The organism is Actinopolymorpha sp. B9G3, assembly GCF_040120725.1.
GTDB lineage: Bacteria > Actinomycetota > Actinomycetes > Propionibacteriales > Actinopolymorphaceae > Thermasporomyces.
On the sequence record NZ_JBEEAB010000006.1, the window covers coordinates 212,155 to 225,691 of the forward strand.

Sequence of the window (13,537 nt, forward strand, 5' to 3'; positions counted from 1 at the left end):
TCATGGGGCACTCCATGACCACGGGCCACGTTCACCGCTACGGCAAGGGACGCGCCGATCCTCGCTCAAGAAAGCTCGACACCTCGCCGCCCGGCCTCCACAACGAACCGCTCGGCCGCCGACACCGACCCGTCCTCCACGGCCACCGCGGACGCGACTCGCAACGTCGCCACGATCGCCTCGCGGTCGACGTCGCACACCACGTAGCCACGCCGACCGTCGCCGTACTTCCAGTACGGCGACTCCGCCATGATCTGGTCCCAGGTCCCGTGCCAGTCCGCGGGGGCCAGGTCCCCGCCGGACGAGATCGACGTTCCCACGATCTCCGCGCCGACCACGCGCGCCTCGGGATCGTCGAAGTCGGTCGTCAGGTCGCAGGCCATCGTGAAGTGCCGGTCACCTGTCAGCACCACCGGGTTGGCGACCCGCGACGAGCCGAGGACCTCGAAGAGCCGCCGCCGCTGGGCGCGGTAGCCGTCCCACGGATCCGTCCACAGCACCTGGTCAGGCCCGGCCTTCCGGTCGGTCTGTGCCATCGGCGCCTGGTTGGCGAGGAGGTTCCAGCGCTGCCGGCCGCTGGTCAGCCCGCCAACGAGCCAGGCCTCCTGCTCCGAACCCGTCATGGTGCGCGCCGGGTCGTCGGCCTCGTCCGGCGTGCTGGGCTGGTCGTCGCGGTACTGCCGCGTGTCGAGTACGTGGATCCGGGCGAGGTCGCCCCACTCGAACCGGCGGTACGCCTGGATGCTGGGGCCCTCCGGCGCGACGGACCTGCGTACCGGCATGTGTTCGTACCACGCCTGGAACGCCGCGGCCCGGCGCTCCCGGAACTCCTCGGGCCCCTGTTGGTCGGGGTCCTGCGGGACGGGTCCGGCCCAGTCGTTGTCGACCTCGTGGTCGTCGAACGTCACGATCCACGGGCAGGCGGCGTGCGCCGCGCGGAGGTCGGCGTCGGTCTTGTAGCGGGCGTAGCGGTTGCGGTACTCGACCAGCGAGAACGGCTCGCCTTCGCCCTCGTGCCGGCGTACGCCCGTGTCCGACGGCGGCGACTCGTAGATGTAGTCGCCGAGGAACGCCACCAGGTCGAGGTCCTGTTCGGCGAGGTCGCGATGGGCGACGTAGAAGCCCTGCTGGTAGTTCTGGCAGGAGGCGTACGCAAGCCGCAGCCGGCGGGGCGACGTTCCGGCGGCCGGCGCCGTACGGGTCCGCCCGACCGGCGAGACCTCCGTGCCCGCACGGAAGCGGTAGAAGTACTCACTCCCCGCCCGCAGGCCGCCGGGCTCCACGTGGACGCTGTGGCCGAACTCCGGACGTGCGTGCTCTGTGCCCCGGCGCACGGACCGACGGAAGCGCGCGTCGGTGGCGATCTCCCACTCCACCGGTATCGCCCGGTCCGGCATGCCGCCGCCTTCTAGCGGGTCGGGCGCGAGGCGGGTCCAGAGCACGACGGAGTCCGGCCAGGGGTCCCCGGAGGCCACGCCGAGCCCGAAGAGGTCGGTGGGCAGGCTGCGGGTGACGGCGCCGGGTGCGGCGAGGCGCGAAGGTGTGGAGGCGGCGATGCGGCCGGCGGACTGCCGGACGGGAGCGGCGCTCGCCGAGCCGAACGCCGGCACCACGCCGGACAGTGCGGCTCCGACGGACACGCCGCCCAGGGTCAGTAGACGTCGACGGGACAGCTCAGACATGGGTGTCTCCGCGGGAAGAAGGGGTGGTCAGGCGTCGCGTGCGGCGGTGCACGGCAGGACGAGCGGGACAAGCGAGAGGCAGACGGACCAGCGAGACCAGACGGACCAGCGGGACCAGCGGGACCAGACGGACCAGCGGGATCAGACACCTCAGAGGCTGACGAACGGGACCGAACGTCATCAGGACCGCAGATGGCGCCACAACGGGCACATGGTGAACGCTTGGTCGCTCTCCGTCGCAGGCGTGACGCGGACGAGACCGGCGGCGAACCAGTGGTGAAATCCCGGGTGGCCCCAGCCGTCGGAGACCTGTCCGAAGATCGCGAGCGTGGATCGGGATCCGTTCGTACGGACAACTCCCGATCGACGAGTACCCGGCCAGTCGGGAGGCGGGGAGCCGCGAGCCAGGCGACTCCCCGTGGATCTGGTCATCTAGGCTCCGGCAGGTGCCTTCCCGCCTCCGGCCGGCCGACCCGGACGAAGCCGCCGCCGCACTGAGCCGGGTCCTCGAGGCGCTCGACGCCCTCGACGCCCGGACCGAGCCGGACCGCGATGACCTACGTCTGCTGGTCCGCCACTTCCTCGCGCTGCTCGCCGGCAAGGCGCCGGGCAGGTCGGTGGAGGTGCGGGTTCCGCCGTACGCCGCCATCCAGTGCGTCCCCGGCCCGCGACACACCCGCGGTACGCCACCCGGCGTTGTGGAGATGGATCCGGTGACGTGGATCCTGCTCTGCGCCGGAAGGCGTACATGGCAGGACGCCGTGCACGAGGGCGCCGTTCACGCCAGCGGCGAGCGCACCGACCTCTCCGGTTACCTCCCGCTGCCCGTCCCGCGGAGCGGGAAGGGCTAACCCGGAAATTCTTGCCGAACCACGGAACCGTTCGAGGATCGACGCCGTCTGATCGCCGGTGGTCCGAAGCCATCTGGAGAAGCCCCTCGCGACACCCCCCGACGTGAGGGGCTTTTCTATGCCCGCAGGCCCACGCCGCCGATGCCCTGTCGGACCGTGGGGCTAGCGTCGGCGTGGTGACCGACGAACTCACGGCCTCGCCCGACCAGCTCCGCCAGGACGCCGACGACCTGCTGCGGCGGCTCGTCGGTACGCCCGAGGCGACGTTCCGCGACGGGCAGTGGGAAGCGATCGAGGCCCTGGTCGCCCAGCGCAGGCGGGTGCTCGTCGTCCAGCGCACCGGCTGGGGCAAGTCGGCGGTCTACTTCGTCGCCACCGCGCTCCGCAGAAGCCAGGGCGCCGGTCCGACGCTGATCGTGTCGCCGCTGCTCGCTCTGATGCGCGACCAGGTAGCGGCCGCCGAGCGCGCCGGCATCCGTGCGTTGACCATCAACTCCGCCAATGCCGAGGAGTGGACCGACATCGCCAAGGCGCTGGCCGTCGACGAGGTCGACGTCCTGCTGGTGTCGCCCGAACGCCTCAACAACCCCCGGTTCCGCGAGGAGCAGCTGCCCGACCTCGCGGCCCGCGCCGGACTCCTCGTCGTCGACGAGGCCCACTGCGTCTCCGACTGGGGGCACGACTTCCGCCCCGACTACCGCCGCATCCGCGACCTGCTCGGCGACCTGCCGGACGACACGCCCGTCCTCGGCACGACCGCCACCGCCAACGCCCGGGTCGTCGCCGACGTCGCCGAGCAACTCGGCGGTGGCGAGGTCCTCACCCTGCGCGGACCACTCGCCCGTGACAGCCTGCGTCTCGGCGTACTCCGGCTCCCCACCGCACAGATGCGACTCGCGTGGCTCGTCTCGCACCTCGACGAGCTGACGGGCAGCGGCATCATCTACACCCTCACGGTGAGCGCCGCCGACGACATCGCCGCGCTGCTGCGCGACGCCGGTCATGTCGTCCGCGCCTACACCGGACGTACGGATGACGCCGAACGCCGAGCGGCCGAGGAAGCGCTGCGCGACAACCAGGTGAAGGCACTCGTCGCGACGTCCGCACTCGGGATGGGGTTCGACAAACCCGACCTCGGGTTCGTCGTCCACGTGGGGGCGCCCGCGTCCCCGATCGCCTACTACCAGCAGGTGGGCCGCGCGGGCCGGGCGACCGAACGGGCCGACGTGCTGCTCCTGCCCGGCATCGAGGACGTCGACATCTGGCGCTACTTCGCCACCGCGTCCATGCCGCGACAAGTCCAGGCCGACGCCGTCCTCACCGCCCTCGCCGAGGCGGGGCGACCGATGTCCGCGGCGGCGCTCGAGGCGGTCGTCGACATCCGGCGTACCCGGTTGGAGCTCCTGCTCAAGGTCCTCGACGTCGACGGCGCGGTGCGCCGGGTCTCCGGTGGCTGGACGGCGACCGGCGAGCCGTGGACCTACGACGCGGAGCGCTACGCACGAGTGACGGCGGCCCGCGAGGCCGAAGCCCAGTCGATGCTGGACTACATCGCCAGCGAGGACTGCCGAATGGCCTATCTCCAGCGGGTCCTCGACGACCCCACCCTCGATGGCCACGCTCCCGGTAGCTCCCGTCTCGACGACCGCGACCACCCCGTCGGCGGCAACGACGTCGTCGGCGACCACGCCGCCGCGGATCCCGGTCATGCCGAGCAGAAGACCGGCCGGTGTGGACGCTGCGACCGGTGCGCCGAGCCCTGGTACCCCAGCGACGTCTCGACCGAGGCCCAGCAGGCGGCGACCGGCCAGCTGGCGCGGGTCGGCGTCGCGATCGAGCCGCGCGCGATGTGGCCAGGTGGCATGGATCGGCTCGGTGTCGAGGTCCGCGGCAAGATCCCGGTCGACGAGCGGGCCACGTCGGGCCGTGCCGTCGCTCGACTCACCGATCTCGGTTGGGGCCAGCGGCTCCGCGAGATCCTGGCGCCCCATGCGGCCGACGAGCCGGTGCCGGACGCCGTCCTCACCGCGTGCGTCGACGTCCTGCGTACCTGGGGGTGGGAGCGCCGACCCACCGGCATCGTCGCGGTCGGGTCGCGGCGGCGGCCAGCGCTCGTAAATTCGCTCGCCGCGGGTCTCGCCCGGATCGGCCGGCTGCCCCTGCTCGGAACGCTCACCCCCGTCGACGGCGGCCCGACCGGGGAACCCGGCGGCAACAGCGCGTTCCGGTTGGCGGGTGTGTGGGACCGGCTTGCCGTCCCGCCGGACGTCCGCGATGGTCTGGCATCGGTGGCCGGGGACACCGCGGGTTCCGGGCCGACCATCCTGTTGGTCGACGATCTCGTCGACTCACGATGGACGTTGACCGTGGCCGCGAGGGCCCTCCGCCACGCCGGGGCGGGTGAGGTCCTCCCCTTCGCCCTCGCCGTCGTCGCCTGACCAGAGGGACCCACCGGTCCGGGTCGTCCGCGCTAGGCGGGGACGGCTTCCTCCGCCTCGCCGGCGAGCGTGGCGCGCTCGGCCCGGTGGCTGCGCACCGACCACAGGACCGCCGCGACCCACAGCGCCGCGATGAGGATGTACGCCGTCGCCTGCGTCGGAGCCGGAGCCGCTACCCAGTCCGACTGCAGGATGGTGCGTACGTTGGTCAGGACGATCACGCCACCCACGAGCGAACCGAGGATCCGGCCCGGGATGTGGCGTACCAGCCAGGCCGCGATCGGCGCGGCGATGAGACCGCCGATCAGCAGGGCGGCGACAGCGCTCAGTGGAATGCCCTCGGCACCGAGCCCGATCAGGAAGCCGATGCTGGCGGCCACCGAGACGACGAACTCACTGGTGTCGACCGACCCGACGACCTTCCGTGGCTCCATGCGTCCGCTGGCGAGCAGTGCCGGCGTCGCGACCGGGCCCCAGCCGCCGCCACCGGTGGAGTCGACGAATCCCGCGAAGATGCCGAGTGGGGCCAGGAAGCGCTTGCGTACCGGCTTGCCCAGCTGACCACGCGGCGTGCCCCACGCGGTGAACCGGATCAGGATGTACGCGCCGAGCGCGAGCAGGATGCCCGACATGATCGGCGCGGCGGTCTCGGTCGAGAGTGCGCTCAGGAACGTGGCTCCGGCGAACGCACCGACACCGCCTGGGATCGCGATGCGCAGCACGACGCGCCAGTCGACGTTGCCGAACCGCCAGTGCGAAGCACCCGACGCCAGCGTGGTGCCGATCTCAGCGAGGTGGACGGTGGCCGAGGCGGCGGCGGGCGCGGCGCCAGTGGCGAGGAGGAGCGTCGTCGACGTGACGCCGTACGCCATGCCGAGACTGCCGTCGACCAATTGCGCGGCGAGCCCGACGAGGCCCAAGAGCACGAGTTTGCGCACGAGTGCGACTCCACTTCTCCGATAGTTCCTATACGAATGGTAGGCATTAGAGTAGGGGCCGGTTGGGCGAACACCTATCTGGCGTCCAGATGCAAAGACGAGAGCCCACAAGGGGTGGCGTTTCATGCGTTCGGCGTAACGGGACAGCGGCATCGAAAGGCGACGGAGGACTCCCCGGACGGTGCCAGCTCGGGCCGCTGGGGCAGGTTCCTGCCGATCGAGGCGTACGCTGCGTGATCGTGATCGAAACCGACTCCCAGCGTGCCGTCAGCCGGGTCCTCCCGGGCGTCCGCGAGGTGCTCGAGCACCTGGTCAGGATCCCGTCGGTGAGTGCCAACCCCGCCGCGGCCGACGACGTACGACGCACCGCGGACGCGACCGCGCAGCTCTTCCGCGACGAGGGCGCGGAGGTCGACATCCTCGAGGTCGAGGGCGGTCAGCCGGCCGTACTCGCCCGCGTCCCCGCGCCGCCGGGCAAACCGACCGTCCTGCTGTACGCCCACCACGACGTTCAGCCGACGGGCGACCCTGCACTGTGGACGAGCCCGCCGTTCGAACCAACCGAACGCGACGGCCGGCTCTACGGTCGGGGCGCCTCCGACGACAAGGCCGGGATCGCGATGCATCTTGCCGCCATCCGGGCGTACGACGGAGCACCACCGGTCGGCGTCACCGTCCTCGTCGAGGGTGAGGAGGAGATCGGCTCGCCCACGTTGTCGGCGTTCCTCGAGACCTACCACGACCAACTCGCGGCCGACGTCATCGTCCTCGCCGACTCGGCCAACTTCGACATCGGCGTACCCGCTCTCACCACCACGCTGCGAGGGCTCGCGGACTGTGTCGTAGAGGTCCGCGCGCTCGACCACGGGGTGCACTCGGGGCAGTACGGCGGCGCCGCCCCCGATGCCCTCACCGCCCTGTGCCGGCTCCTCGCGACCCTGCACGACGACGAGGGCAACGTCGCGATCAAGGGGCTGGCCACCGCGGAGCCGCCAGACGTCGACTATCCCGAGGACCGGTTCCGCGCCGAGGCGAGCGTCCTGCCCGGCGTCGAACTGCTCGGCACCGGCAGCATCGCCGAACGGATCTGGGCCAAACCGTCCGCGACTGTCCTCGCGATCGACGCCCCCCGGGTCGCCGACGCGTCGAACACGCTGCACCCTGTCGCCCGGGCGAAGGTGAGCATCCGGCTGGCGCCAGGCGACGACGCCCTACGCGCCCGTACCGCGCTGGTTGACCACCTGCGCGCCAACGCGCCGTGGGGGTGTGAGGTCGAGGTCAGCGTCGGCGACGTCGGTGAGCCGTACTCCGCCAACGCAGAAGGCCCGGCCTATGACGCCGCGCGGGAGGCGTTCCGCGAGTCCTGGGGACGCGAGCCGGTCGACATCGGTATCGGCGGCACCATTCCGTTCATCGCGGAGTTCGCCCGGGCCTTCCCGGCGGCGGCGATTCTCGTCACCGGCGCGGCCGACCCGCACTCCCGGGCGCACGGCGCCGACGAGAGCCTGCACCTGGGCGAGTTCGAGCGGGCATGCCTCGCGGAGGTCCTGTTGCTGTCCAAGCTCGCGAAGGCCACCAGCTCTCCCTGACGGGTCGTCGGCGCTCGCGGCGTTCCGACGTAGCGGCGTTCCGACCGAACGGGCGCTCGCCCCCGCTCATGGCCATGGCGTTCCGACGTAGGAGTTCGCCCCGCCCATGGCGTTCTGACTGACTCGACCCTCGCCGTGCCGGCCCGGCAAATGACCACGCTGAGCAGGACTGCGGTCTCCGGACAGGCGTCGACACCTGTCCAGGGTTCCACAGGCATGCTCAGCGTGGTCATTTCGGCCGGGTCAGGTGGCGATCATGCGTACGTCCGACAGGATGGGCGGCATGGCGGAAGTTCCTCGTTCAACTCCGGTCGGTGTCGTCGGTGCGGGCACGATGGGCGCCGGCATCGCACAGGTCGCGGTCGTCGCCGGCCACCGCGTCCGGTTGTACGACGCCCTGGACGGCGCGGCGGCCCGTGGCGTCGCACAGATCCACGCCCGACTGGACCGGCTGGTCGAGAAGGAACGCATGACCGCCGCCGCCGCGGCCGACGCCAAGGCCCGGCTGGAGGCGGCCGACACCCTCGACACGCTGGCCCCGTGCGGACTCGTCGTCGAAGCGATCGTCGAGCAACTTCCCGCGAAACGCGAACTGTTCGCCGCCCTGGAGAAGGTCTGCGCCGACACCGCCATCCTCGCCACCAACACGTCCACCCTGTCGGTGACCGCGATCGCCTCCGGCCTCCAGCATCCCGGACGTGTCACCGGCATGCACTTCTTCAACCCGGCTCCGCTGATGGCACTGGTCGAGGTCCCAGCGGGCGCCACCACCGACCCAGAGGTCGCGGCGACCGTCGCGGCGACCGCCACCGCCTGGGGCAAGACGCCGGTGCGCTGCGCGTCGACTCCGGGGTTCGTCGCCAACCGGGTCGCACGACCCTTCTACGGCGAAGGCATGGAGGTACTCGAGCAGGGCGGCGCCGACTGCGCCACGATCGACGTCGTACTCAGGGAGGCGGGCGGGTTCCCGATGGGTGCGTTCGAACTCGCCGACCTGGTGGGCAACGACGTCAACCTCGCCGTCGGCCGTTCGGTCTGGGAGCAGACGTTCGGCGACCCACGCTATGCGCCGTTCGTCGCACAGCAGCAGGTGGTCGACGCAGGCTGGTTGGGCCGCAAGACCGGCCGCGGCTGGTACGCGTACGACAGCTCCGAACGACCGCAGCCCCAGACCGCCGAGGCCCGGCCGGCACCCGAGCGAGTCACCTATCACGGCGGGTTCGCCGCCTGCTACGGACTGCTCGACCGGATCGCGGACTCCGGCGTGAGCGTGGAGCGGTACGACACAGGTCCGGCCGGCACACGCGCGGGATCAGGGGAGTTCGAACCCGGAGAGTCGGCGTATGGCATCGAACTCCCCAGCGGCGGCCTGGTCCTCGAAACGCTCGGCGAGCCGGCCACCGTCGACGGCGACGCGGTGGCCCTTGACTGGGTGGGCGACGCCGCCACGGCCAGCCGGGTCTGCCTCGCGCCCAGCGACGCCTGCGAGGCAGCGACGCTCGACGAGGCCGTCGGGATGTTCCAGGCCGCGGGCCTCACCGTCAGTGTGATCGACGACGTACCCGCCCTCATCGTCGCCCGCACGATCAGCATGCTGGTCAACGAGGCCGTCGACCTGGTTGCCCGGCGCGAGGCGGCGGCCGAGGACGTCGATACCGCGATGCGCCTCGGCACCGGCTACCCCCTGGGTCCGCTGGCGTGGGGTGACCGGATCGGCCCCGGCGTCGTCGCCGAGGTCCTCACCACGCTGGCGCGGGCGTGCCCTGGCGGGCGCTACCGACCGAGCCCGCTTCTGGTCCGAGCCGCCCACACCGGGCGCCCCCTCCGCGCCCTCTGAGCCGCGCCCTCGCCGCACCCGCCGCACCCGCCGCACCCGCCGCACCCGCCGCACCCGCCGCACCCGCCGCACCCGCCGTGATCATGAAGGAGAAGGGGCGCATACGCCCACAAAACCTTCACGATCACGATCATGATCACCGGGGGGCTCCGGGGCGGTCGGGTGGCGCGAACATGACGAGTGACGACACGGGCGGCGTGACGGACACTGGGGGCCGACCACCACGAAGGTTTCCCATGCCGAGAAGACGCCCAGCAAAAAGTTCGGAACCGCCCCCGACGTCTGGACATAGACCGGGTGTGGATCAGCTCGAGACCGGCGATGTCGCCGACGGAGAGCTCTGGCGCAGTGCCGCCAAGGGCGACCCGTCGGCGTTCGGGGCCCTTTTCGAGCGGCACGCCGACGCGGTCTACAACCACTGCTTTCGTCGTACCGGATCGTGGGAGGCGGCCGAGGATCTCGCCTCGGTGGTCTTCCTCGAAGCCTGGCGGCGGCGCCGTGACGTGTCCCTCAGCGGCGAGTCGATCCTCCCTTGGCTGCTCGCGGTTGCCAACAACGTCGTACGCAACCGCGACCGTAGCCTGCGGCGGCACCGTCGCCTCCTCGCGAAGCTTCCTCCCGCCGTGGTCGCGCCCGACCCGGCGGAAGAGGCCGCCTCGCGGGTGGACGACGAGCGTGCCATGCGGCGGGTGCTCCAGGTGTTCACCCGCCTACTGCCCGATGAGCAGGATGTGCTCGCGTTGTGCGTATGGGCGGGACTCAGCTACTCCGATGCCGCGGTGGCCCTCGGGATACCGGTCGGCACGGTGCGCTCCCGCCTCTCCCGCGCTCGCGAACACCTCCGGCGGCTCGCCGGGCTCGAGGTGGACGCGGGACATACGGGGGGTCCCGCGCCCACCCCGCGCCCGGCGGGTGCTCTCCCGACCCATCCGTCGTCGGCCAAATGTGGTGAACGGGGACTAATGACATGACCGACATCGACCGGATCCCGCCGCCACGCGCGATGCCGCGCGGGCGCCGTGACGCCATCAGGGAGGCGCTCGAAGCGGAGGTGAGCGGGACCCGCCGCCCGTGGTGGCGGCGTTCCTGGCAGGGCGTGGCCGTGGGTGGCGGCGCCCTCGCTCTGGTACTCGCCGGCGGAGCCGCCACGGCCTACGTCGCGTTCAAGCCCGCCGAGGACAGGGCCAGCGTCATCTGCTACGCCCAACCAGACCTGGATTCCGACAACGTTGCCGGAGCGCGGGTCGCGGTCGGCCGCAACATGCCGGCCGGCGCGAAGGAATCCGACAGCGGCACCGTCGCCATCGCCGATCCGGTGGAGGCGTGTGCACAAGCCTGGCAGGACGGCCAGATCAGTACCGACGGCGCCAGTGAGGTGCCGGAGGACTCGACGGCCAGGTACCAGGTCCCCGACCTCGTGGCCTGCACCCTCGAAGAGGGTGTTGCCGGAGTGTTCCCAGGTTCCCCCTCCACCTGTGAACGCCTCGGTCTCCCCCAGACCACGAGGTAAACCAGCGCAGGGATGGCCGCGCTGCCCCCGGGCGGCAGCGCGGCCATGGGGACCAACCACACTCAGCGGGTACGCCAGGCTCCTCAGCGAGAGCGGGTAGCCGGATCAGCGAGCGGAAGCTCGACCGGGCGAGATTCCTCCGGACGGCACTCGTCCGTACGACCTACGCCGGGTGTCCACCGCTCTCGTTGTGAACGAACGGGTGGTCGTCGTCAGATGAACTTGATCGACGACGTACGGTCGTTCATCGAACCCAGGGACGGGCAGTTCGCGTCACAGTAGGTGTAACTGCCGGTGTAACTCGAGCCGTCGTGATGCTTTCCGAGGCAGTTGGAGTACATCTTCGCCGAGGAGATCCGGTTGTTGAATCCCAGGTCAGCCATGCTGGGGAAGCCGTACCAGTCACCCGAGTAGCATCCGGTCCCGCTGGATCCGTAGAGCACGAGCGAACTGCCGCCGTAGCTACCGTTCTGGTACTCGACGCCGAGCAGCGGTCGTGCCACCTGACTCACTTCCGAAGAGACGGCGCCCGCGGACATGAGTTGCTTCTCACTGACACTGGTCGCGTCCGCGTCGAGTGCCACTCGACCACCGGTCGCGAAGTCGATCGCGGCGGCGAAGGTGTCGAAGCACGTCGGGGCGCTCGCCGACTCGGGTGCTGCCGTGGTGTCGTCGACCGGGGTGGCGTCAAGCGCGACGACGCAATGGTCACCCGCTGCGTCGGCTGGACCGGTCGCCGCATGTGCGACCTGGCCCTGCCAGAAAACGAGAACCAGTGCTCCAAGCGCTGCCCACCACACACTTCGTTGGCGTCGCACGGCGGCCACCTCCTGCAGGGTCGGAAACGTACGCCAAGGACGCATGATGACATGTCGCGAGAAAGGTTGTCCTGACGTGTGTCCTCAATCACCGTACGTATGGGATGTATCGGTCAGCATTCCCGCCATAGGGGACATATCGGCTGACCACCGGAAACGTTCGGACACCACCCGGCCAAGCATTGGCCACTCGTGCGCCGAACGTCGTTGGTGGGTCGCTCATGGGTCTGCCCTAGACAGGGGGCCATGTCCCGACACTCCTCTGCCCACCCAAGCCGCCGTGCCCTCCTCGGAACCGGTCTCGCGGCCGGAATCACCGTGCTCAGCAATGCTCCGGCGCTCGCTGCCGATCGTTCGTACGCTTCGGTCGGCACCCACGAGCGGTCGCTCGCCCGGCGTACGGCTCCGGCGTTCCTGAGGAGCGGCCGGCCCTCCCTCAGCCATGGCATCGCCAGCGGTGACCCGACCGGTGACGGGGCAGTCGTCTGGGCGCGATCGGACCAGGTGGCGCGGATGACCGTCGACCTCAGCCGTACGCCGGACTTCGCTCGGGTCACGACCGTCCCCGGCCCGGTGCTCACGGAGGCGACGAACTTCACCGGCAAGCTCGACCTGCGCGGGCTTCCGGCGGGGCGGGAACTCTTCTATCGCGTGACTCTCGAGGATCCGGACCGCCACGGCGTGGGCGGCGAACCGCTCGCCGGGCGCCTGGTCACCGCACCTCGATCCAGGCGTACGGGCGTGTCGTTCCTCTGGTCCGGCGACATGGTGGGACAGGGGTGGGGCATCAACCCGGACCTCGGCGGCATCACCATCTTCGACCGCATGCGCGCGCTGCGGCCGGACTTCTACCTCAACTCCGGCGACACGGTCTACGCCGACGGCATCCTCACCGAGACCGTCACGCTGCCCGACGGCCGAATCTGGCGCAACGTCACCACCGAGGAGAAGAGCAAGGTCGCGGAGACGTTGGCCGAGTATCGCGGACAGTGGGCGTACAACCTGCTCGACGAGCACGTACGGGCCTTCGCAGCCGACGTACCGCAGATCGCCCAGTGGGACGATCACGAGGTCACCAACAACTGGTATCCGGGCGAGGTTCTCGACGACGCCCGGTATACGGAGAAGCGCGTGGACGTGCTCGCGGCACGGGCGCGACAGGCGTTCTTCGAGTGGATGCCGATCCGGCCGGTACGCAGGGACCCGGACGGCCGCGTCTACCGGAAGATCGCGTACGGCCCGCTGCTCGACCTGTTCGTCCTCGACATGCGTACGTACAAGGATGCCAACACCGACGGGCTCGAGACCGTGCCGGACGGGGGTGTGCTCGGCCGGCGGCAGCAGGCCTGGCTGACCAGCGAACTGCTCGCATCCCGCGCCACGTGGAAGGTGATCGCGAACGACCTGCCGCTCGGCCTGGTCGTGCCGGACGGTGAGACGGCGATCGAAGGTGTGGCGCAGGGCGATCCGGGGCGCCCACGCGGCCGCGAGGTGGAGTTCGCCGGCCTGTTGTCGACACTGCGCCGCCACCGCGTGCGCAACGTCGTCTGGCTCACGGCGGATGTGCACTACGCGGCGGCACATGCGTACTCGCCGGAGCGGGCGACCTTCACCGACTTCAATCCGTTCTGGGAGTTTGTGTCGGGGCCGGTGAACGCGGGTGGGTTCGGACCCAACGCGCTCGATCCGACGTTCGGGCCGGAGGCCGTCTTCGTTCATGCGCCGCCGGTGGCGAACGCCTCGCCGCTGGACGGCTACCAGCACTTCGGTGAGGTGTCGATCGCGGGCGACAGCGGTGAGCTGACGGTCCGGATGCGCGACCAGGACGCGAAGGTGTTGTACGCCAAGACCCTCCAGCCCGCGAAGGCCTAGCG

10 protein-coding genes are annotated in these 13,537 nt (G+C 70.8%); 7 read left to right on the forward strand and 3 right to left on the reverse strand.

What is annotated here, in order from left to right; translation table 11 throughout:
- Nucleotides 1-65 precede the first annotated feature (65 nt).
- Nucleotides 66-1,682, reverse strand: coding sequence for an alkaline phosphatase D family protein (locus ABNF93_RS13470; protein WP_349328316.1), 1,617 nt, complete (start codon nucleotides 1,680-1,682; stop codon nucleotides 66-68).
- Nucleotides 1,683-2,128: 446 nt separating this feature from the next.
- On the opposite strand from ABNF93_RS13470, the gene ABNF93_RS13475 reads away from it, so the two are divergent.
- Together ABNF93_RS13475 and ABNF93_RS13480 are read left to right on the forward strand one after the other, a co-directional pair.
- Nucleotides 2,129-2,533: a sterol carrier family protein gene (locus ABNF93_RS13475; protein ID WP_349328317.1), complete on the forward strand. Its 405-nt coding sequence runs from the start codon at nucleotides 2,129-2,131 to the stop codon at nucleotides 2,531-2,533.
- 146 nt (nucleotides 2,534-2,679) lie between these two features.
- A complete protein-coding gene (locus tag ABNF93_RS13480) occupies nucleotides 2,680-4,971 on the forward strand; it encodes a RecQ family ATP-dependent DNA helicase (RefSeq protein WP_502877583.1) in 2,292 nt (763 codons plus the stop codon).
- Between the two features lie 32 nt (nucleotides 4,972-5,003).
- Here ABNF93_RS13480 and ABNF93_RS13485 read toward each other — a convergent pair whose 3' ends face one another.
- Complete coding sequence (locus ABNF93_RS13485) at nucleotides 5,004-5,909, reverse strand: sulfite exporter TauE/SafE family protein (RefSeq protein WP_349328319.1); 906 nt, start codon at nucleotides 5,907-5,909, stop codon at nucleotides 5,004-5,006.
- Nucleotides 5,910-6,148: 239 nt separating this feature from the next.
- Between ABNF93_RS13485 and ABNF93_RS13490 the strand changes: the two genes are divergently transcribed.
- The 4 genes from ABNF93_RS13490 to ABNF93_RS13505 all read left to right on the forward strand — a co-directional run bounded on the left by ABNF93_RS13490 (nucleotide 6,149) and on the right by ABNF93_RS13505 (nucleotide 10,845).
- Nucleotides 6,149-7,498, forward strand: coding sequence for a dipeptidase (locus tag ABNF93_RS13490; protein ID WP_349328320.1), 1,350 nt, complete (start codon nucleotides 6,149-6,151; stop codon nucleotides 7,496-7,498).
- A 283-nt stretch (nucleotides 7,499-7,781) separates the two neighbouring features.
- Nucleotides 7,782-9,335: a 3-hydroxyacyl-CoA dehydrogenase gene (locus ABNF93_RS13495; RefSeq protein ID WP_349328321.1), complete on the forward strand. Its 1,554-nt coding sequence runs from the start codon at nucleotides 7,782-7,784 to the stop codon at nucleotides 9,333-9,335.
- Between the two features lie 299 nt (nucleotides 9,336-9,634).
- A complete protein-coding gene (locus tag ABNF93_RS13500) occupies nucleotides 9,635-10,306 on the forward strand; it encodes an RNA polymerase sigma factor (protein ID WP_349328322.1) in 672 nt (223 codons plus the stop codon).
- Nucleotides 10,303-10,845 (forward strand): hypothetical protein, encoded by a 543-nt coding sequence (locus ABNF93_RS13505; protein ID WP_349328323.1) that lies wholly within the window; start codon nucleotides 10,303-10,305, stop codon nucleotides 10,843-10,845. The genes ABNF93_RS13500 and ABNF93_RS13505 overlap by 4 nt, the downstream gene beginning before the upstream one ends.
- 212 nt (nucleotides 10,846-11,057) lie before the next feature.
- Here ABNF93_RS13505 and ABNF93_RS13510 read toward each other — a convergent pair whose 3' ends face one another.
- Entirely contained in the window at nucleotides 11,058-11,663 is a 606-nt protein-coding gene (locus tag ABNF93_RS13510) for a hypothetical protein (RefSeq protein ID WP_349328324.1), read from the reverse strand.
- 246 nt (nucleotides 11,664-11,909) lie between these two features.
- Between ABNF93_RS13510 and ABNF93_RS13515 the strand changes: the two genes are divergently transcribed.
- Nucleotides 11,910-13,535, forward strand: a complete 1,626-nt coding sequence (locus ABNF93_RS13515) for an alkaline phosphatase D family protein (RefSeq protein WP_349328325.1) — start codon at nucleotides 11,910-11,912, stop codon at nucleotides 13,533-13,535.
- Nucleotides 13,536-13,537: the final 2 nt, after the last annotated feature.